Source organism: Nostoc sp. GT001 (assembly GCF_030382115.1).
Taxonomy (GTDB): domain Bacteria; phylum Cyanobacteriota; class Cyanobacteriia; order Cyanobacteriales; family Nostocaceae; genus Nostoc.
Genome location: NZ_JAUDRJ010000003.1, coordinates 6,956,757 through 6,977,505, shown reverse-complemented (window position 1 = coordinate 6,977,505; position 20,749 = coordinate 6,956,757). Strand labels below are relative to the sequence as shown.

16 protein-coding genes are annotated in these 20,749 nt (G+C 42.2%); 6 read left to right on the top strand and 10 right to left on the bottom strand.

Translation table 11 applies throughout. The features are described from left to right. Positions 1 to 19 precede the first annotated feature (19 nt). The 4 genes from QUD05_RS32535 (at position 20) to QUD05_RS32520 (ending at position 5,156) form a co-directional block, all read left to right on the top strand. Positions 20 to 1,498 carry an amidohydrolase family protein gene (locus QUD05_RS32535; RefSeq protein ID WP_289799648.1) on the top strand — a complete coding sequence of 493 codons (1,479 nt, stop codon included), beginning with the start codon at positions 20 to 22 and terminating at the stop codon, positions 1,496 to 1,498. Positions 1,499 to 1,811: 313 nt separating this feature from the next. Continuing rightward, entirely contained in the window at positions 1,812 to 2,633 is an 822-nt protein-coding gene (locus QUD05_RS32530) for a class I SAM-dependent methyltransferase (protein ID WP_289799647.1), read from the top strand. Between the two features lie 487 nt (positions 2,634 to 3,120). Next, positions 3,121 to 4,227: an aliphatic sulfonate ABC transporter substrate-binding protein gene (locus QUD05_RS32525; RefSeq protein ID WP_289799646.1), complete on the top strand. Its 1,107-nt coding sequence runs from the start codon at positions 3,121 to 3,123 to the stop codon at positions 4,225 to 4,227. A 38-nt stretch (positions 4,228 to 4,265) separates the two neighbouring features. Next, a complete protein-coding gene (locus tag QUD05_RS32520; RefSeq protein WP_289799645.1) occupies positions 4,266 to 5,156 on the top strand; it encodes a TauD/TfdA dioxygenase family protein in 891 nt (296 codons plus the stop codon). 50 nt (positions 5,157 to 5,206) lie between these two features. Here QUD05_RS32520 and QUD05_RS32515 read toward each other — a convergent pair whose 3' ends face one another. After that, positions 5,207 to 6,184, bottom strand: a complete 978-nt coding sequence (locus QUD05_RS32515; protein ID WP_289799644.1) for a threo-3-hydroxy-L-aspartate ammonia-lyase — start codon at positions 6,182 to 6,184, stop codon at positions 5,207 to 5,209. 482 nt (positions 6,185 to 6,666) lie between these two features. Between QUD05_RS32515 and QUD05_RS32510 the strand changes: the two genes are divergently transcribed. Then, the gene (locus QUD05_RS32510; protein WP_289799643.1) at positions 6,667 to 7,479 is read left to right on the top strand and encodes an SDR family NAD(P)-dependent oxidoreductase; all 813 of its coding nucleotides are present in this window, start codon (positions 6,667 to 6,669) and stop codon (positions 7,477 to 7,479) included. 755 nt (positions 7,480 to 8,234) lie between these two features. Further along, positions 8,235 to 8,765, top strand: coding sequence for a calcium-binding protein (locus QUD05_RS32505; RefSeq protein ID WP_289799642.1), 531 nt, complete (start codon positions 8,235 to 8,237; stop codon positions 8,763 to 8,765). A gap of 414 nt (positions 8,766 to 9,179) precedes the next feature. On the opposite strand, the gene aroF is transcribed toward QUD05_RS32505, so the two are convergent. The 9 genes from aroF to QUD05_RS32460 all read right to left on the bottom strand — a co-directional run bounded on the left by aroF (position 9,180) and on the right by QUD05_RS32460 (position 20,737). Further along, a complete protein-coding gene (gene aroF, locus QUD05_RS32500; RefSeq protein ID WP_289799641.1) occupies positions 9,180 to 10,283 on the bottom strand; it encodes a 3-deoxy-7-phosphoheptulonate synthase in 1,104 nt (367 codons plus the stop codon). A gap of 45 nt (positions 10,284 to 10,328) precedes the next feature. After that, positions 10,329 to 11,438 carry an anthranilate phosphoribosyltransferase gene (gene trpD / locus QUD05_RS32495; protein WP_289799640.1) on the bottom strand — a complete coding sequence of 370 codons (1,110 nt, stop codon included), beginning with the start codon at positions 11,436 to 11,438 and terminating at the stop codon, positions 10,329 to 10,331. A 59-nt stretch (positions 11,439 to 11,497) separates the two neighbouring features. After that, complete coding sequence (gene trpB, locus QUD05_RS32490) at positions 11,498 to 12,727, bottom strand: tryptophan synthase subunit beta (protein WP_289799639.1); 1,230 nt, start codon at positions 12,725 to 12,727, stop codon at positions 11,498 to 11,500. A gap of 94 nt (positions 12,728 to 12,821) precedes the next feature. Then, on the bottom strand, positions 12,822 to 14,090 hold the full coding sequence (locus QUD05_RS32485) for a tyrosinase family protein (protein ID WP_289799638.1): 1,269 nt from the start codon (positions 14,088 to 14,090) through the stop codon (positions 12,822 to 12,824). A 69-nt stretch (positions 14,091 to 14,159) separates the two neighbouring features. Then, entirely contained in the window at positions 14,160 to 14,993 is an 834-nt protein-coding gene (gene trpA, locus QUD05_RS32480; protein WP_289799637.1) for a tryptophan synthase subunit alpha, read from the bottom strand. A gap of 165 nt (positions 14,994 to 15,158) precedes the next feature. After that, positions 15,159 to 15,986 carry an indole-3-glycerol phosphate synthase TrpC gene (gene trpC / locus QUD05_RS32475; RefSeq protein WP_289799636.1) on the bottom strand — a complete coding sequence of 276 codons (828 nt, stop codon included), beginning with the start codon at positions 15,984 to 15,986 and terminating at the stop codon, positions 15,159 to 15,161. A gap of 248 nt (positions 15,987 to 16,234) precedes the next feature. Then, the gene (locus QUD05_RS32470) at positions 16,235 to 18,427 is read right to left on the bottom strand and encodes an anthranilate synthase (protein ID WP_289799635.1); all 2,193 of its coding nucleotides are present in this window, start codon (positions 18,425 to 18,427) and stop codon (positions 16,235 to 16,237) included. Positions 18,428 to 18,899: 472 nt separating this feature from the next. Next, positions 18,900 to 20,096 carry a 3-dehydroquinate synthase gene (locus QUD05_RS32465; RefSeq protein WP_289799634.1) on the bottom strand — a complete coding sequence of 399 codons (1,197 nt, stop codon included), beginning with the start codon at positions 20,094 to 20,096 and terminating at the stop codon, positions 18,900 to 18,902. Then, the gene (locus QUD05_RS32460; RefSeq protein WP_289799633.1) at positions 20,093 to 20,737 is read right to left on the bottom strand and encodes a DsbA family oxidoreductase; all 645 of its coding nucleotides are present in this window, start codon (positions 20,735 to 20,737) and stop codon (positions 20,093 to 20,095) included. Before QUD05_RS32460 ends, QUD05_RS32465 begins: the two co-directional genes overlap by 4 nt. Positions 20,738 to 20,749 lie beyond the last annotated feature (12 nt).

Sequence of the window (20,749 nt, the reverse complement as noted above, 5' to 3'; positions counted from 1 at the left end):
TAATTTAGGGTAAATTATCATGACGATCGCTTTAGACCGCCCGCAAAAAACCAGGTCTGCTCAAATTCGGGAAAAACTTGGTTATCCAATCATTGACACCGATGTACATACCCAAGAATTTGAACCAGCAGTCTTGGATTATTTAGAGCAAGTTGGTGGCACTGAAATTGTCGAACGTTTCAAAGAAAATTTACCAGGATCTTCCCGCTTTAAGTGGTATAAGCAAAGTTGGGAAGAACGTTTTGCTTATCGTACCAATCGCCCTAACTGGTGGGGTCGTCCCACAAAAAATACTTTGAATCTGGCTACCATTAGCTTACCCAAGTTGCTACACGAACGCTTGCAAGAAGCAGGTACAGACTTTGCCGTTGTGTACCCCAACTTGGCAACAATGGCCCCGAATATCGGCAACGAAGAAATGCGGCGGGCTGTTTGTCGGGCAGTTAACACCTACCATGCTGATATTTTCCGCCCTTATAGCGATCGCTTAACACCCATCGCCGCCATTCCCCTGCATACTCCCGAAGAAGGGATTGAAGAGTTGGAATATGCGGTAAATGTTCTGGGACTCAAAGCAATTCAAATCCCAGGTTATGTTCGTCGTCCAATTCCTGCCTTTGAAAAATACGGCAAAGAAGTCGCTAACGAAGTAGTTTGGATTGATAACTTTGGCTTAGATAGCCAATATGATTACGATCCATTCTGGGCTAAGTGCCAAGAACTGAAAGTTGTACCCACAACTCACGCTTCTAGCCAAGGTTGGACAACTCAGCGTTCTGTCACCAACGCCCAGTACAATCACATTAATCACTTTGCCTTTGCAGCAGAAGCATTATGCAAATCGCTGTTCTTTGGTGGAGTTACCCGCCGCTTCCCGCAATTAAAGTTTGCCTTCTTAGAAGGTGGTTCAGCTTGGGGTGCTAGTCTATACGCCGATATTATTTGGCACTGGGAAACCCGCAATAAACAACATTTGTTGTCAAATAACAATCCTGCCATTATCGATAAGGAAGCATTAGTAAAGTTATATACTCGCTACGGTGGCGAACTCGTAGATGGACGCTTAGATAAAATTGGTGACGGTTTAGGATTCCACCATCAACTATTAGCTCCAGAAGATCCAGGCGAACTCGACGAATTTGAACTAGCAGGAATTGAGAAGCCAGAAGATGTGCGCGATCGCTTCTTGAATCATTTCTACTTCGGTACGGAATCAGATGATACCCGTGTAAGCCAAGCCTTTAATCGTGCAGCTAATCCCTTTGGCGATCGCGTTAAAGCCTTCTTGGGTTCAGATTCCGGTCACTGGGATGTGCCTGATATCACCGCCGTTACAGCCAACGCCTACTCAATGGCAGAACGCGAAATCATTACCGAAGAAGACCTCCGTTACTTCCTCTCAATCCATCCCTTGGAGTTGTACACCAGTCTCAATCAAGACTTCTTCAAAGGTACAGGTGTTGAGAAAGCCGCAAACGAATATTTGGCTGGGAAATAGGGAATAGGGAATGGGGAATAGGAAAAGAATTACTATGCCCCATGCCCAATGACCAATGCCCATCTTTACAACGTTCCATGTTCCATTTCCTCTGTTCACTTGTAGCGTGGGCCTTGCCCACTCTACATTTCTCTTAAATAACGAACCGCAGAGGCGCAGAGGACACGGAGAAATGGAGTTTAAAAAATATATCCTAAAACCGACGCAAAGATCCTATCTATGTTCTCCTCCCTCTGCGTTCTCTGCGCCTCTGTGGTTCGTTTATTTGGATAATTTATTTCTTGGAAATCCCTTACCAAAATCCAAAATTGATATGACTCAACTAAAAACACTTCCCACCTACGACCCAAGTTTATTTGAGGGAGCTGCTGAAGGCTACGCTCAACATAGAACCAAATACCCACCGATTGTATTTGATAAACTAGCCGAAATATTTAATCTCAATGGTCAAGGACGACTCCTTGATTTAGGTACTGGCTCAGGATTAATTTCAATTCCTCTACGAACCAAATTTGAGGAAGTTGTTGCGATCGATCCCGATCCAGAAATGATTGCAGAAGCTAAACGGCAAGCAGCAGCAGTTGGAGCAAATAATATTACTTGGTTAGAACAAGGAGCAGAGTTAATCGACTCTAGTTTAGGGAAATTTAAGTTAACCACTATTGGTAGAGCCTTCCACTGGATGGAACGCGAATTAGTGCTTGAGCGCCTTTATGAATTGCTTACTGATGATGGTGCATTAGCACTGCTTAACACTGGTGATAACCCTTGGGAAAGTAATTTACTTTGGAAACAAGCTGCTGTTGGAGTAGTGAAAAAATGGTTAGGTGAAGAACGCCGAACTGGACAACGAGGACAAGGCACTCGTAAGCCAGTCGATCCTCCCCATGAAGTCGTAATTGGTAATTCGGCTTTTGCTCGTCAAGAAACCTATGAAGTGCCATTTGAAAAATCTTGGACTGTCGATAGCTATCTCGGCTATTTATACACTACAGCCTTCTCTCTGAAAATTTTCTATGGTGATAACGCCCCAGCATTTGAAAAGGATCTTAGAGAAGCACTACTAGCAGTTGAGCCGTCTGGACATTTTACAGAAGAACTCAAAGCTACAATTTTAGTCGCTTGGAAGCACTAGAAAAATTGAACATGATTGAAGAATAATTCAGAATCAAAACGCCACAAATTTCAATCTTCCACTAGCACGACCCTGGAGTGGGCCCTTCTCACTCCACTTCCTAAATTTTTCCCTCTCAACTCTTAAATTCTCAGTTCCTCGAGTCGTTATAGGGTGGGTAATACCCACTCTCTTTTCTATTTTAGACATTCCCAGAAATTATTTTTATTTATTACAGGACTTACGCACGGGTAACAGAAAATCGAACCACAGAGGACGCAGAGTTCACGGAGGAATGAGAGTTTCAGAGGTTTCTTGCGTAAGTCCTATATTAAAAAAGAAGTGAGAGTGGGCTACGCCCCGCTGCGCTAACAGAATTTAGGAGTAACTAAGCTCCCCTCTCTTCTTTTGAGAGGTATGAGGGGAAAGGAAGAGTTATTTGGATTCTTTGATTCGCAATTCATCATAATCGTTTTAACCACCGATCGAGAAATAAAAATAACAACCCATGCCAGCTTTAAAAGGAAAGTTTGAATTCAGGAAAAGCCAGAGAACAACACGCCGTTCCTTGTTATTTGCTCTGGGCTACTGCTTAATGCTATCGACAGTCTTATCGAGTTGTGGTGAAGCCAAAAATAACACTCAGCAGTCAACAACTTCCCCTGAGTCTACTGCTTCATCTGGCACTACAGAAAAGTCAACTGATAAGCAAGTAGTACGGATTGTACGTTCAAAACAACTTTCTGCTTTAGCAGTTTTAGAAAAGCAGGGTGCTTTGGAAAAGCGATTAGAGCCTCTGGGTTTTAAAGTACAGTGGGCTGAGTTTGCCGCTGGGCCACAACAGCTAGAAGCCTTGAATGCAAATGGACTAGATATTGCATCTACAGCCGAATCGCCTCCTGTATTTTCACAAGCAGCAGGAGCGCCTCTTGTTTATCTAGCTACTACACGCCCTAGTGGTAAAGCAATTTCACTTTTAGTTCCCGTAAACTCTCCGATTAAAAGTGTTACTGATTTGAAGGGAAAAAAAGTGGCTTTTCAGAAAGCCTCTATCGGTCACTATTTATTAGTTAAGGCTTTAGAAGACGCAGGACTAAAACTGAGCGATGTCCAATCAGTTTTTCTAGCGCCGCCAGATGCAAATGCGGCATTCAGTCAAAACAAGGTGGATGCTTGGTATATCTGGGAGCCATTCGCTACTAGAAATGTACAAAATAAAATCGCTCGTGTTTTAGCAGATGGTGGTAAGTTGCGGGATACTGGTAATTTTTACTCAACTTCGCGCCAATTTTATCAGGCTCATCCTGATGTAATCAAAGTGTTTTTAGAGGAACTAGAAAAGGCAGAAATATGGACGAAGGATCATCCCAAAGAAGTAGCACAACTGCTTGCTACTGTAACTCAGTTAGATCCACCGACTCTAGAAATAATGCATAAGAAATATGACTATGGGCTGCTACCAATCACTGATAAAACTATTACTAAGCAACAGGAAGTTGCAGATAAGTGGTACAGCTTAGGACTTATCCCCAAGAAAGTGAATGTTAGAGAAGGGTTTTTAACACCTGAAGAGTACGCCAAAATTACTCCCTCAGAGGTGTTAGCGAATAAGTAGTTAACACCTCTGAATAAACTAAAACACAGGAGAATATTATGCCAATCTCGACTTTGACAAAGGTTAAAGTTAGGTCTATTGATGCCCCTTTGGGAGCCATAGTTACCGATCTGGATGCTAGTCAACCGATCGCACCTGAAGTTATCTTACAACTTAAAGAAGCTTTGCGCGTAGACGCGAAGCGGCTTGTCGCCAGACATCGCCACATCTTAATCTTCAAAGACCAAAAGCTCTCCGATGAACAACTTTTAAACTTTTCTCTATACTTTGGCGCACTCTTTGTACCATCTGATGAAACTCCAGTATTGGCTTCTAAACCAGGAGAAACTCCGGTAGTAATTCCAATTTCCAATGTCGATGGTGGCTATACTGGTACTGGAGAATTAACTTTCCATTCCGATCACAAATGGACTCCGACCCCATCTAGTGGTTCGCTTCTTTATGCGTTGGAAATACCAACTCATGGTGGAGATACTTATTGGTTAAATACCAATTTAGCCTATGAGGCATTAGATGAAGCCACCAAAGAACGGATTGCAGATTTGCAGTTAATTACCTATAACCCATTTTTGCGAGATCGGAATGCACCCCGCTCTTTGTATCGTTTAGACAAAACTATTCCTTTAATCAGTCCAATCTTTCCCCATCCTTTAGTTAGGACACATCCAGAAAGTGGTAAGAAGCATCTTTACTTAGATGCTGCTACAGAAGTGGAAATTGTCGGGTTAGAACCGGAAGAAGGATCTAAATTGATTGAACAGTTGAGGCAACATCTAACTCAACCCAAGTTCTACTACCAACACAAATGGTCTGTAGGTGATATTGTCTACTGGGATAATCAAGCTACCTTGCATTACCGTCAAGCATTTGATCCAAATGAGCGACGAGTATTAAAGCGGGTTAGCCTTGCAGGTAGTCGTCCCTTTTAGGATTTATAGCTCAGAAGATCAATCTAATGGGCAATTGGGAATTTAACTTTTCAATTCAATCCCACAGAAAAGAATTTACCAACTTGCCCTAAATCTACATTCCCACCACTGATGATCACACCAATTCTCGCTTCTGGTGCTGTCACCACGCCTTCGAGTAAAGCAGCAGCAGCTAATACCCCAGTAGGTTCAACTACAATTTTCAAACGCTCCCACAAGAAAAACATAGTGCGAAGAATCGCCTCTTCCGATACCGTAACCATATCATCGACGTAATGCAGCACTAAGGGAAAAGTAATTTGACCAAGGCTAGGAGTCCGCGCACCATCAGCGATAGTATTAGGATTTTTGACTGTTTGTAAGGTTTTGGTGTGAAAGGAGCGGGTAGCATCATCGCCAAGGACTGGTTCTACCCCGATGACTTTACAATTGGGTAAAAGTGACTTGGCTGCGATCGCACATCCTGAAAGTAATCCGCCACCGCCACAACAGACTAATAATAAGTCCAACTCACCAACTTCTTGGATTAGTTCTAAAGCAGTTGTCCCTTGTCCGGCGACGACATGGGGATGATCGTAAGGAGGAATGAGTATGAGAGAGCGATTATCCGCTAAATTTTGGGCTAATTCTTCTCGGTTTGTTTCTTGGCAATTGTACAAAATTATCTCTGCACCATAACCACGAGTCGCAGTTTGTTTGACAATGGGTGCATCATCAGGCATGACAATAGTGATGGGAATATTTAGTAATTGTCCAGCTAAAGCGATTGCTTGGGCATGATTTCCTGATGAATAGGTGATAACGCCTGTTTGTTTTTGTGCTAGCGATAGTTGCGCTAAGGCATTGTACGCACCTCTAAATTTAAATGCCCCCGTGCGTTGAAAGTTTTCGCACTTAAAAAACACTTGGCTATTGGTGCGATCGTTAACGATTCTAGATGTTAGTACAGGTGTGTGGTGGGCAATCCCTAAAATTCGCTTTTGTGCTGCTTGCACGTCACTTATAGCAACGGAATTAGGTTGTGTCATTGATGATATTTAAGAATTCAGGAGTCAGAATGGGCTAAACGCCCCGCTACCGCTAACAGAAGTCAGAATAGTTAAAGAATCAGGAGAATATTTGATAATAAATATACTAAGTATACTAGATTCTTGCTAAATTATGACTCTTGGGTGCTGAATTCTAACGACGAGATTAAATATTCTTGCTCTTGTTTATATAGATACAGATTTTTATATTTGCGTTTAATATCCTGGATTGAAGCATACTCATTTCAGGTGGATAGCATCATTTTTTCACTATAAAAATAGCTACGGCAAACATTATATATTGCTGTAGCTAAATTTATAAACGTTAAATAAGAATCCAGAAGTCAGAATAAATTAGCGGGAAATTTAAACGAATTTAAATTAAATTCTGTTAGCAGTAGCGGGGCGTTTAGCCCTTTCTGGCTCCTGACTTCTGAATTCTTTTTGTTAAATTAATTAACTCCAATTCGCCATTTTTTAACATGAATCAAACATACGGAATTCGGCAAAAAAGAACTGCTTTAATTACAGGAGCGGCTAGTGGTATAGGCTATCAATTAACCCAGATTTTTGCCCGTCATAGTTATAATCTTGTATTAGTAGATAAGAATGAATCAAAACTTACTGAAATTATAGATGAATTTCCCCAAAAGTTTGGCATTTCCGTCAAAATTTTTGTTAAGGATTTATCTATCCCAACATCCCCAGAAGAAATTTTCACAGAATTACAGCAAGCATCCATCAAGATTGATGTGCTAGTTAACAATGCTGGCTTTGGTACTTATGGAGCCTTTAGCGAAACAGACCTCAGCACTGAATTAAAAATGCTTCAGGTAAATATGGTCAGCCTGACTCATTTAACGAAGTTGTTCCTCAAAGATATGGTTGAGCAAAACTATGGAAAAATATTAAATGTGGCTTCAGCAGCAGCTTTTCAACCAGGTCCTTTAATGGCAGTTTATTTTGCTACTAAAGCTTATGTTTTATCATTTTCAGAAGCGATCGCGAATGAATTAGAGGGTACAGGTGTCAGCGTGACTGTTCTTTGTCCAGGGCCAACAGCATCGGAATTCCAACACAATGCTGCAATGGAAGATTCCAAGATTGCTAATGTTAACAGAATGATGGATACAGAAACCGTCGCTAGGATTGGTTATCGGGGCTTAATGAAAAACAAAACTGTTGTTATTCCTGGGATGAGAAATAAGATATTAACTGAAAGCGTCAGATTTACGCCCAGAAATTTAGTCACAAAGGTTGTTAGAAGTATGCACGAACTTCAAAAAAAGAGGTAGTTCGATATCGCACCATAACTATACTCAGTTTGGTGTCGGGATATAAGACGATTAATTAAGAAACGCCCTTAGCTCGACTTTATCCAAAATTAAGAGCTTGGTTCTCTTGATACGGCAAAAATTCTAGCTTTTTGGCAAAAGCTTTTTCGATGTTACTGATTCTCGGTGAAATCAAAAAAGTAAAACTACTGCCCCACAAAGGTTTCAGCGTCAGCTTGAGTGTTGCCAAAAAATGGATAAAGTCGAGTTTAGAGGATGTTTGAAAAACTTTTTACTGTTTTTATGTTGTTAATGAATTTGGGTAGTTCTGTTTGGAGCGTCTATTGAAATAGGAGATGCAGATGGTCACACTTTAAAAGAAATTATTGAAGTATTTCGCTTAACCTATCAATCATTTCGCCCCGTAAAGTTTCCTGAAGCCTAGCAGTAAATTTCTGTTGCGTTTTGCTCAACTGCATTTTTTTTCACTATACTTTTTAACAAATAAAGCTAATCTGCCTTCAAATTGTACTAACTGTGCGCTAAACCCTAAGAGGATGTCTGAAAAGTATCAAATATTTCTTGATCCCTCCTAACTCCCCTTAAAAAAGGGGGAATAAGAGTCTTAAAGTCCCCCTTTTTAAGGGGGATTTAGGGGGATCTCCAAGGGCTAGATGTATACAAAAAAACTTTTCAGACATCCTCTAATCCTATGGCACTCAAGCCGGAATTTTGAATCACGATTAGCTTAGTCCCTTTTGTTGAAGAGGTGTAAAATGGCTAACTATCGAATTCCTGGTTCTGATGGCAATGATCCTCTAGCAGTCTTTCAATACGATACTGTCATAAACGGCACACAGTTCAATAATCGTCTGCAAGGTACGAATTCTAGAGACCTTATCATAGCAGGTGCGGGAAACGACACGCTTCTTGGTGGTAATGGAAATGATATCCTAATAGGCATAGGTAATTATAATGAAACAGGCAGAGATGTTTTAACAGGAGGCGGAGGAGTTGATATATATGTGGCTGGCAACGGTTACGACAACTTCTACAACAATCCTGCTGGAGATGCCATAATAACAGACTACAACTCGTCGGAAACTATTGTCATAAATGGTGATATAGAGTTAAAGTTCGAGGCTAAATCTGTTGCAAATGTTGGAACCTCATCTCCTGAACTGATAATATATGCGGGCAATTTGTCTCAAGTTATTATTCAAGACTTTGGAAGTAGCAATAACCTAAATTTCTTTAATACAGACTACGCAGGGGAGAACGATCTTGGTGGTGTCTTTTTAGTGTAGATAAACTTCTTCCTCCCTGCATACGTGCAGGGTTAGACTCAGTTCATTTGCAAAGAGGAAGATTCCCACGTGATATCATGTCCGCTTGATTGCTTATTAAACCCGAAGAACCCCACCCCGCCCCTCCCCGCAGGCGGGGAGGGGGTTGGGGGTGGGGTTATTTTATTATGGGTAATTTGGCAGACATGATATGAGGCGAAAATTTAGTCGCGATCGCCTATACTCTTTTTAAGAAAAACTGATTAGCAGATTCTTTATTCTAAAAAATCTGCTAATCAGGTTTAGCCATTTGCAAAGATCAGTCAAGATTACGTCTAAGTAGGTGGGCGGGAAAATTTACAAGTATGTCATTGCGAGTGAAACGGAGTGTAACAAAGCAATCGCAAAAACTTTGACGATTTTACCTTTTGTGACCTACTTATTTAAGAGTTCTGGCGTGGAGAGAATGCGGCTTTCACCAATCTTATCAAATGCAGGTGTAGACCAGCGATCGACTACTTTACCTAGAATTGACATTTCTTGAACCAAGCGGTCAAATTTCTCAGGGGTGAGAGATTGAGGCCCATCAGATAAAGCTTTTGCGGGATTGGGGTGAACTTCAATCATTAAGGCATCTGTACCAGCTGCGATCGCAGCCATTGCCATCGATGGCACATATTCAGACCTACCAGTACCATGACTGGGATCAATCATAATTGGTAAATGGGTCAGCGATCGCAACACTGGCAGCACTGATAAATCTAAAGTATTCCGCGCATATTTACCATCAAAGGTTCTAATTCCTCGCTCACAAAGAATCACATTGGGATTTCCAGATGCCAAAATATATTCTGCCGCCATCAACCACTCGTCAATTGTTGCAGACATACCCCGCTTCAGCAGCACAGGTTTATCTTGAGCGCCTACCTTTTTTAGCAGCGAAAAGTTGTGCATATTTCGCGCTCCGATTTGGATTATGTCAGCTACCCTCGCCACTGCTGATAAATCGGCAGCATCCATCAGTTCTGTGACAATACCCAAACCAGTAGCTTCCCGCGCTGCTGCTAATAAATCTAAAGCGCTTTCACCATAACCTTGAAACGCATAGGGTGAAGTACGGGGTTTGTAGGCTCCGCCACGCAAAAACTGTGCCCCAGCTGCCTTCACGCGCTTTGCTGTTTCGACAATCATCACTTCGTTTTCAACAGAACAAGGCCCGGCTACCACTACAATCGGATGATGTTCGCCGAAATAGACACGACCGTTAGGTGTCGGTACAACAACCTCGCTGGCTTCTCCATGTCGGAATTCTCGACTTACCCGCTTGAAAGGTTGTTGCACTCGTAATACTTGCTCAATCCAAGGGCTGAACTCCTGAACCTGTAATTTATCGATGCTAGTGGTATCACCAATTAGCCCCAGTACAACTTTATGAGTGCCAACGCTTTTTTCTACGGTGACTTTCCAAGTGTCACTCAGTTCTTGGCTAATGCGAGTAATTTCCTCAACAGGTGTACCGCTTTTAAGTATGATAATCATCTATTCTTCCTTCCGTATAGTTTTTGGGTGTAATACAGTCCGTTCTTACCTTGGCGAATCGTGTAAAAATTCCGCAAGTTGTTCTAATTTTGTCCAAGCCGCGCCGCTTTGCAGAATTTCTTTGGCAAGGACAATACCTTTAACACAACCTGCTAAAACATCAGTTTCCCCATGAATGGCTTCACCAACTTGCAGGGCTAAGGCTGTATTTAAAGCGACTACATCTTGTTGCGCTTGAGTGCCTTTACCTTGCAAAACTGCTTTCAAGATTTCGGCATTTTCTTGGACATCTCCACCGTGCAACGCCGCAGTGGGTGCAAAACTTAAACCCAGTTCTTGAGGATTGAGCGTCAAAGAGCGGACTTTTTTATCTTGGAGTACAGCTAAATCAGTGACATCTGCCAAACCAGCTTCATCTAAACGTTCCCGTCCGTGGAGGGCGATCGCTTGCTGACATCCCAGTTGGGATAAGGCTTGCACAATCTCTTCCAGTAAAAGCGGGTCGTTGACACCAATAATTTGCCCCGTCGGTCGCATGGGATTTACTAGCGGGCCGAGCAAGTTAAAAACAGTCCGCACCTTCAAAGTTTTTCGCAAAGTAGCGATCGCCTTTAGTGCAGGATGCCAGCCGGGAGCAAACAAAAAGGTGATTCCGATTTCACCCACTGCGGCTTGCACTTTTTCAGGAGTGGCGTTGAGATTTATACCCAAAGCTTCCAGCACATCCGCCGAACCAGTCTTACTAGATGCCGAACGATTGCCATGTTTGGCAACCTTTACCCCGGCGGCGGCGGCAACAAAGGCGACAGCAGTCGAGATATTAAAAGTTGAAGCACCATCTCCACCAGTTCCACAGGTGTCAATTAAGGGAGTATGTAGAGACGCGATTAATGGCGTCTGAGAAGATTGCGATTGCAATACGCTAGCCATACCAACTAATTCTTCAGCGGAGACGCCTTTGGCTTGAATTGCGGCTAAAATCGCTCCTGATAGAACATCGGGAATGGTATCTGTGAGCCAACCTTGCATCAAATCCGCAGCTTGGGGAACCGTCAACGATTGCCGATTTAACAACTGTTGTAATAAAGCTGGCCAGTTGTAGAATTCAGGAGTGGCGGGGATGTTGTCAAGTGGAGTTTTAGTTACAGCTATCATATTTATTGGGCATGGGGCATTAGTGATTCACGAAGGACAAATGACAAATGACAAAAAAATTAAGGAATTAGGACTTTGGCAACAGTTTGTACATCTTTATCACCTCTACCGGAGCAATTAATGACGATGCGAGGACTGCCTTTTAATTGAGGACAAAGGGTTTCTAAATATGCGATCGCATGAGCAGTTTCTAAGGCTGGAATAATCCCTTCTAGTTGCGAAAGCCTTTGAAATGCGTCTAATGCCTGTTTATCGGTAACACTGTAATATTCGGCGCGGCCAAGATCCTTTAAATAACTATGCTCAGGGCCAACGCCAGGATAATCTAATCCGGCACTAATTGAATGGGCTTCGATGACTTGACCATCATCATCTTGCAGTAAATAGCTCATTGCACCATGCAATACACCTATTCTTCCTTTTGTCAAGGTAGCGGCGTGTTTTTCTGTATCTACACCTTCACCCGCAGCTTCCACTCCAATTAAACGCACTGAAGGTTCATGCATAAACTCATTGAATAAGCCGATCGCGTTGGAACCTCCACCCACGCAAGCCAGTAGAATATCTGGTAATCCTCCCCATTTCTCTTGGGCTTGAGCGCGAGTTTCGATACCAATGACTGCGTGGAAGTCACGGACAATCATCGGGTAGGGATGAGGCCCGGCAACGGAACCGAGGATGTAATGAGTTGTTTCTACATTCGTCACCCAATCTCGAATTGCTTCCGAAGTTGCATCCTTGAGAGTTCCCGTACCTGCCTCCACTGGACTAACTTCTGCCCCCATTAATTTCATCCGAAACACGTTCAGGGCTTGGCGTTCCATATCGTGAACGCCCATGTAAATCACACATTTCAAACCAAACCTAGCACATACGGTTGCAGTCGCTACGCCGTGTTGTCCTGCACCTGTCTCGGCAATCACCCGTTGCTTACCCATACGTTTAGCGAGTAACACTTGAGCCAACGCATTATTAATTTTGTGAGCGCCTGTATGATTTAAATCTTCGCGCTTTAAATAAATTTGCGGCCCCGTGCCATCTGGTCTAGCGTAGTTTGTTGTGAGGCGTTCCGCAAAATATAATGGGCTGGGTCGTCCTACATAATCTCGCAGTAAGTTTTGCAATTCTGCTTGGAAACTTGGATCGTTGCGATATTGATGAAATGCTGCTTCTAATTCACTTAATGCAGGCATTAAGGTTTCTGGGACGTATTTACCGCCAAATCTGCCAAATCTACCCAAAGAATCTGGTTGTTGAGTTGCAATCTTGATGTCTTGTATGCTTACCACTGCTTAAAATCCTTTTACGTTTAAATATTTTTTACTTTGGTAACAGAGCGGCTGGTGAGCAGAGTCGAACCATGCCGAAGTGTCGGACTCAAATTCATCCTGAATTCTGACTCCTGAGTTCTGAATTCTTCTGATAAAATTCTCTTCGCGTTTCCTTTTCAGGGGTTTTGTAGATATAGCCCAGATTTCTGTGATTCAAAACGTCTATGGGGCGCACCAAATCGCTAGAGTCAAAATTTGGTAATAGGGATAATAAATCTCCTAACGGCGTAGCTTTGGGGGTAGACATACCGCCATCCCAAGGCCACATTAGGTCTTTAAGATTGTGTCCGTAAGCCTGACCATTAGCAGGATAGAAATCGCTACCTTGATGACCGTTTTCTTGCCATTCAGCCCAGAGGCGGTCTGCGTTTGCATGATGCAACCAAAACACTGGGTCATAAGGCGAACTTGGGATATTGCTCATAGTACCCAAGCCCTTAAACTTTACGGGTCTTGTGCTTGCATCTATCTGCACCCCACCAACTAAACCATGAATGTAGTTGTGTATAAATCCTCCTGGGGTGACTTTACCTCGCTCATCTACAGAGATAAATCCTTCCAAAGCGGGGCGAAATAGAGAATAGTTATTAAGACTCAGGACACGCTCAACATCTTTTTTGGGCACTGGATAATCACTGGCTGGAGGTAATCTTAGAAAACGTACAAGTGATGTACCTAATGAGGTTTGGGTTTCTGGGTCAATATTTAATGTCGGATTCATAACCCAGCCATTTGCAGCTGAAAAAGCCCCAGGTACCGCGCCGCCTGTAAAGTTTCCCTGATTTGGAACTTTAATGGTTACTCCTTGACCGTTAGAACCAAGAAAGTCATCATTAAAAATTACATCAAGTGCTTTGGCATCTGTCCAATCCCAGTATGGCAGAGTAACAGTTGGGTCTACTGTTTGCAAAGCTTGTTCAAATCTGCGGATATATTCTCGATGCCAAGGGAAAAATGCGGCATTTTCATGAGCAAGTTCTTGGACGGAACCATCGGAATGTCCTTTATGGTTATGAATTAAGCGTGTTGCCCCTATGTGTATGGCAACGAATTGGTCGTAAATACTGAGCTTGCTACCTGCGGGTATGACAGTTTTTAAGGTTTTGATAGCCTTGACGAAGGCTGTTTTCTCTGCTGGTGTCAGGTCAGTTACGTTCTTTCTGACAGCTAGATGAGTGTATTGCCCTGGAAGATTATGATTCCAATGGTATTTGTATTGTCTGTGGTCAAGGCGATCGTGGGCAAAGACTGTAAGCGCAGAGGTGGTAACTAAAAGTACGCTATAAATTAGTATTTTGACAGATTTCAGCAGGGATTTCATTATCTTAATCGAAGCAGAGGGGCAGGGGGGCAGAGGGGCGCGTGTATACCCCTAAGTCTGCGGATGGATTTATCTCACCTCTTGAAGAGATGGACTTTTGCGCTGATTTTCTGTGATGGCTGTTTTAAGTTCTCGACAAAATTCTTCCACGGCTTGCAATCCTTCTGTTGGGCTACCTTCAGCTAACCGTTTCACAAAGGCGCTACCAACAATCACTGCGTCTGCTCCCCATTCCATGACTTGATGTGCCTGTTCTGGTGCGGAGATGCCAAAACCAACGCCGATGGGTTTATCGGTGACGCTTCGCAACTCGGTAATTAAATGCTCTACGCGGTTTTGGATTTGAGCGCGGATACCTGTAACGCCTGTAACACTAACTAGATAGATAAAACCCTGAGATTGACGAGCGATCGCAACAATTCTATCTTGAGAACTGGTAGGAGCTACGAGTAAAATTACCTCAATTCCAAAAGAGGCAGCAGTTTGGATTAATTCTTCTGCTTCTTCTAAGGGTAAGTCTGGTACTACCAACCCTTGCACCCCAGCAACGGCAATTTGCGCCAAAAACGACTTAATACCCCGGTGCAAAATGGGATTGTAGTAAGTAAATAAAATTATCGGCGCTTTTAGGCTAGGAATGACTACGTGTAACATCTCTAGCACTTGCTCTAATTTCGTGCCTTTTTGTAAAGCGCGGGTTGCTGCTGCTTGAATCACAGGCCCATCTGCGAGAGGATCGGAGTAGGGTATGCCTAACTCGATAAAGTCAGCACCGTTGCGATCTAAGATGCGTAAAGCTTCGGCAGTAGTTTCTAAGTTAGGATCGCCTGCTGTGATAAAAGGGATTAAAGCACACTGTTGGCGATCGCGTAAAGTTTGAAAGGAATCGGAGATAGAAGTCATGCTGAAAAATAGTTAATGATTGTTTAATAGTTTTAGAATAATTTACACTTCTTGTGGGGTGGGCATCTTGCCCGCCATACAAACTGGGCGCTCATGTTGCCCACTCCACAATCAATAATTGAATATTTTTTTATTTGGAAGTCCCTTAGTAATTAGGTAACAGATTTAAGAAAAGCTCAAAATATCACGTACAGCTTGTTCTACATCGCTTTGTTTAACTAAAGACTCTCCAATCAAAACCGCACGCGCACCAGCCTCAGCGACAAGAGATAAATTAGCAGGTGTATACAGTCCAGATTCGCTGACGACGGTGATATCTAAGCTTTGTAATTGTTGTTGACGCTCTGCTAAAAGTTGCTGTGTTGTTCCTAAATCAAGGGTAAAATCTGCTAAATTGCGATTGTTGATTCCTACTAAACTTAGATTATCAAGCTTTAGCACTCGATCTAGTTCAGCCAAGGTATGGACTTCTACTAGCGCAGTCATGCCCAAATCGTGAATTACTTGCAAAAAATCTTGGAGTTCTCGATCTGATAAAATAGCTGCAATCAACAATACTGCATCTGCACCTGCTGTCCGTGCTAAATAAATTTGATAGCGGTCAATGATGAACTCCTTGCACAGTAAAGGTAATGCAACTTGTTGACGCACCTTTCGCAGATTATCAAAACTGCCCTGAAAAAACTTACAATCGGTGAGGACTGATAAACAAGCTGCACCACCTCGTTCATAAGCTTGAGCAATAGCAACTGGGTCAAAATCTGCGCGGATAATCCCACGGCTAGGTGATGCCTTTTTTACTTCAGCAATTAAGCTAGGTTGGTTGGGGTTTTCTTGCAAAGCAGTCAAGAAATTTCGCACAGTCGGGGCTGCATTTAACTGTTGTCGCAATGAGCCTAAAGGCAATTCTTGCTGCATTTGTGCAACTTCTTGCCTTTTATGCGACACAATTTCTTCAAGAATATGGCGGGAAGGAGCAACTTGGTTAGTCATAAAATGCTAGGGGGAGTGGGGAGGTTAGAAGTTAGAAGTTAGAAGTTAGGAGTTAAGAGTTAGAAGTTATATTTCAATACGGTTCAGTTAAGCATTGTTTTCCTCTCTCTGTTCCCTCTGTGCCTCTGCGGTTCGTTAAAAAAAATTGACTTTGATAAAGAGTTTTAGCCTTAACTGAACCGTATTGAGTTATATATGAGTTTTTGAGTTAAGAAGTTTCAGTTCTCCAAATTCCATATTCTCAACTCCTAACTCCTAACTAATGATTGCGTATATGCACGCACCACATTTTTAATTATTTCCAAACCGACTTTTCCACTTAAAGTCATGATTGATTCTGGATGAAACTGAACGGCGGCGATGGGAAGTGTTTGATGTTCAATGCCCATAATTACGTCGTCATCAGAAATCGCTGTTACTTTGAGTTCTTTTGGCAAACTTTGCGGTAGGGCAAACAATGAGTGATATCTACCGACTGCAAAGGATTCCGGTAAGTTTTTGAAGGTGACAGAATTGGAATCAGTGACGAAAATCCGTGAAGATTTACCATGTTGAGGATAGTTGAGAACTCCCAACTCGCCATCAAAAGCTTCAACGATGCCTTGCAATCCCAGACAAACTCCGAAAATCGGAATTTGGCGATGCAGAAGGGCGCCAACAGTCTGTGAAACCCCAAAATCACTGGGTCTACCAGGGCCAGGAGATAATACAACTAAGTCAGGGCGTTCTGTATCGAATAGCGATTCTGAGAAACCATGACGCAGTGTAGTAACGCTTGCACCAGTTTGGCGAATGTAATTGGCTAGGGTATGAACAAATGAGTCTTCGTAGTCTATTAATAAGATACGTTTGCTAGCTGCCGCACTTGGGAGGAGTTTCGTTAATTTTAGAGAACTGGACTCATCAATTTTCTGACTCGTTTGCTTTACACGGCGAATCGTTTCAAATAAAGCAGCAGCTTTAGTAATTGTTTCTTGTTCTTCTAACTGTGGTATGGAATCATAAAGGACAGTAGCCCCGACTCGCACTTCAGCGATGCAATCTTTTAATCGAATTGTCCGCAGAATTAAGCCAGTATTTAAATTCCCATTGAAATTTAAATAGCCGACTGCTCCACCATACCAACGTCGGGCGCTCTTTTCGTGCTGTTCAATAAAATTTATTGCCGCTCTTTTGGGTGCGCTAGTGACTGTAACTGCCCATGTATGCGAAAGAAAGGCATCCAAAGCATCGAATTGCGATCGCAGTGTCCCTTCAACATGATCTACTGTATGTATCAGATGGCTGTATAATTCAATTTGGCGACGACCAATCACTTGTACTGAACCAGGTTCGCAGATTCGGGATTTGTCATTGCGATCGACATCAGTACACATGGTCAACTCAGCTTCATCTTTGTGAGAGTTGAGTAACTGACGAATTTGCACCGCATCGTCAAGAGCATCTTGTCCCCGGCTAATAGTGCCACTAATGGGACAAGTTTCTACCCGCCTACCTTCAACCCGCACAAACATTTCTGGAGATGCACCAATCAGATATTCGCCACCTAAATTAAAAATAAACCCATAAGGACTAGGATTTATATCTTTTAAAGTTTCAAATAATTTGCTGGGTTCGTCTTCATAGCCTTCAAAAAAGTTTTGACTAGGAACAACTTCAAATAAATCGCCTCTGCGGAAATAATCGAGTGCAACCTCAACTTTTTTGGCATATTCGCCTACTTTATGGTCAGCCGTTTGATTCGGTAAAAGATGTTTGCCACGATAATCTACAGACTCACCTGTTCTAGGAAGATTCTTTGTATTGCCGCGCGCTGTTTTAAAATCATATTGTAGACGAAATGCACGTTGCTGATAATAGTCAACAACAATCAATTCATCTGGCAGATAAAGCACCAAATCGCGCTGATCTGTAGGACGTTTTAGATGTTGGGTAATTGGTTCAAACTGAAAAACTAAGTCATAACCAAACGCCCCATACAAGCCTAAATGCTCGTCTTCTTGACTAGAGAAAGTATATAGAATTTCCCTAACAACTGTAAATGAGGAAGGCTGTTTACTACGTTCTTCTTCAGTAAATAATTTTTCTGAAGGTTTAATAAAGCCTAGAACAATGTTATTTTCTTGGGTGACATTCTCAAGTTGTTCTGACAGAGATAGTCTCTCTAAAAGGAATGGCAAAAGTACTTGACCGCGTTCATTCAACGCTATCAAAGTGAAAGCATTACCCTGTGTAGTCAACTCCAACGGTGGATTGACAAATCCGATTGCCCATCTTTTATATCTGCCAGGATATTCATAGCTACTCCTTAGCAACCCTCCGCGCTGAGAATTTAAATGGAACAGAATATCATCGAGAGCAGTGTCCATCTTAACTTCAGTAATGGAGCGAGAAACACTTACACCGCCAAGGGTTTTGTAAGAACGTGAATCAAAAACCATGATTAATTTCTCTAGAATATTTGTTAATCAACCATTAATCATTATTAGTAATTATTTTCAAACCTAGAACAGACTTAGATAACTTTCTATCAATCTAAGCCAACATACAATACTTGTCGGTTAAGGGGAAAGGGGAAAGAAAAAACCTTTAACCTTTACCCTTTAACCTTTACCCTTTTCCCCAAACCCAATTCCGAGTTAAAAATCCTTAACCGAGCAGTATTGAGCCAACATATTATTTTTAAAAGATGTAATCAAAAACCTTTCGTCTCTCATTTAATAATACTAGATATCAAGCAGATAAGACATTGAATAATTTTTCGATTTAGTGTCAATTTATTCGCTTTTTATACTGCTTTTCTACTATATTCACTAACAACCCAATTTAAAAATCTCCGCCTCCCCCAAAAGTAGTAAATAACCTCATAAAACCTCAGCGTTCCTTCGCGCTTCCCTCAGCGTTCCTCTGCGTTTAAAATTCCCCCCTCACTTCCCCCAACAGCGATATTGCTTGCCCATACAAAAACAAATCCACCTCATGAACCTCAATTCTTTTTCCAATCCCTTTCAACAGCGTCAAAGTCAACTCCCCCCCNAAATGTTCGCGGAATTCAGTCAAACCCCGAAACAAACAATCAGGATCTTCCAATTGTGATAACTTCTGAGCTAGTTCAGGCACATACAACGTAAAACCCAACGCCGATAAAGTATTTAATATCCGTTGCCACTCCGAACAATCCAGCAATCCTGCTAAATAAGAATAAGTACTATCCAAAGCAATACCGATCGCAACAGCTTCGCCATGACGCAAGCGATAATTTGTCAGATGCTCCAGCTTATGAGCCGCCCAATGTCCAAAATCCAAGGGACGAGACGAACCCATCTCAAAAGGATCGCCGCCATTGGCAATATGTTCTAAATGCAACTCGGCGCAACGATAGATAACCTGTTGCATACTATCCATATCTCGCCGCCTCAAAGCTGCGGTGTGAGAGTGGATAAAATCAAAAAAGCTAGCATCCTTAATTAGCGCAACTTTGACTGCTTCTGCAATTCCAGAACGCCAATCGCGATCGTCTAGAGTTGTCAAGAACGCAGAATCATTTATAACTGCATAAGGTGGCGCAAATGTCCCCAAAAAGTTCTTTTTACCAAAGGCATTGATGCCGTTTTTGACGCCAACCCCAGAATCATTTTGCGCCAACACCGTCGTTGGCACTCGAATGAGACGAATACCCCGGTGAGCAGTTGCGGCTGCATATCCTACCAAATCCAACATCGCCCCACCCCCGATCGCTAACACATAAGAATGGCGACATAATCCGGCAGCTTCAATCTGTTGCTGGATTTGCTCTAATAAAGTGCGATCGTTTTTAGCAGCTTCTCCTCCAGAAATTATCATTGGTTCAGCTGCGATCGCTAGTACCTCTGCATAAAACTTGGTATACGCGACTAATTGCTTCACCAATTCCGGTTGATACTTTAATATTCCTGCATCTATGACTGCAACTAATTTCTTTGGCTTTGTCTCTTCATCCGCACCAACCACTTGGGCTAATGTAGGATTTTTCAACTCAAATAAATTTTGGGTGAAGTAAACTTCGTAGTTAAAAGTAACCGAAACACGCTGATGAATTAATCTACTTTTTTGCTTGATGTCAACTATCATATTTTTGCAGGTATATCTAAAAGTGCAGCACGATTCAAAGTTTCTAGGAACACCTCTACCGAGTGAGAACCATTTACCTTAACTTTGTCATTGATGACGAAGAATGGCACGCTGTTGATGCCATTTAACCGAGCAAATGTTGATTCAGCAATAACTGTATCACTCACTGCGCGATCGTTTAATTGCAACTTTAATTCGCTAGCATTCATCTGATACGCTGTACCGATGGCAACAAGAACGTCAAGATTTCCAATGTTAAAACCGTCTTCAAAATAAGCTTGATAAATAGCTTCGACAACATCGTTTTTTATGTTTGTGGGTGCAAGTGCAATTAATTGATGAGAAAGCTTAGTATTGACAGCTAAACGGATTTTTTCAAAATCTAGCTTAACTCCAGCCGCCTCACCTGCGCGTTGCGTACTATCAAATAGCTGTTGTATTTCTTCCGCTTTCATCCCTTTTCTATTTTGCATAAAACTGCGAAATTCGTATCCCTCCGCAGGAACAGTATTGTCTAAAAGAAAAGGATGCCAGCGGATATGTAGTTCTTGTTCTTGCTGTTGTGCCAGTGCATCAAACAGATGTTTTTTCCCAATTCTGCACCAAGGACAAACGGTATCGTGAAAGATGTCTATCAGCATATTTATATTGAT

Bases quoted from the DNA above. Each gene is read 5' to 3' on its own strand.
- QUD05_RS32535 (WP_289799648.1), top strand. From the start codon at position 20: ATGACGATCGCTTTAGACCGCCCGCAAAAAACCAGGTCTGCTCAAATT.
- QUD05_RS32530 (WP_289799647.1), top strand. From the start codon at position 1,812: ATGACTCAACTAAAAACACTTCCCACCTACGACCCAAGTTTATTTGAG.
- QUD05_RS32525 (WP_289799646.1), top strand. From the start codon at position 3,121: ATGCCAGCTTTAAAAGGAAAGTTTGAATTCAGGAAAAGCCAGAGAACA.
- QUD05_RS32520 (WP_289799645.1), top strand. From the start codon at position 4,266: ATGCCAATCTCGACTTTGACAAAGGTTAAAGTTAGGTCTATTGATGCC.
- QUD05_RS32515 (WP_289799644.1), bottom strand. From the start codon at position 6,184: ATGACACAACCTAATTCCGTTGCTATAAGTGACGTGCAAGCAGCACAA.
- QUD05_RS32510 (WP_289799643.1), top strand. From the start codon at position 6,667: ATGAATCAAACATACGGAATTCGGCAAAAAAGAACTGCTTTAATTACA.
- QUD05_RS32505 (WP_289799642.1), top strand. From the start codon at position 8,235: ATGGCTAACTATCGAATTCCTGGTTCTGATGGCAATGATCCTCTAGCA.
- aroF (WP_289799641.1), bottom strand. From the start codon at position 10,283: ATGATTATCATACTTAAAAGCGGTACACCTGTTGAGGAAATTACTCGC.
- trpD (WP_289799640.1), bottom strand. From the start codon at position 11,438: ATGATAGCTGTAACTAAAACTCCACTTGACAACATCCCCGCCACTCCT.
- QUD05_RS32485 (WP_289799638.1), bottom strand. From the start codon at position 14,090: ATGAAATCCCTGCTGAAATCTGTCAAAATACTAATTTATAGCGTACTT.
- trpA (WP_289799637.1), bottom strand. From the start codon at position 14,993: ATGACTTCTATCTCCGATTCCTTTCAAACTTTACGCGATCGCCAACAG.
- trpC (WP_289799636.1), bottom strand. From the start codon at position 15,986: ATGACTAACCAAGTTGCTCCTTCCCGCCATATTCTTGAAGAAATTGTG.
- QUD05_RS32470 (WP_289799635.1), bottom strand. From the start codon at position 18,427: ATGGTTTTTGATTCACGTTCTTACAAAACCCTTGGCGGTGTAAGTGTT.
- QUD05_RS32460 (WP_289799633.1), bottom strand. From the start codon at position 20,737: ATGCTGATAGACATCTTTCACGATACCGTTTGTCCTTGGTGCAGAATT.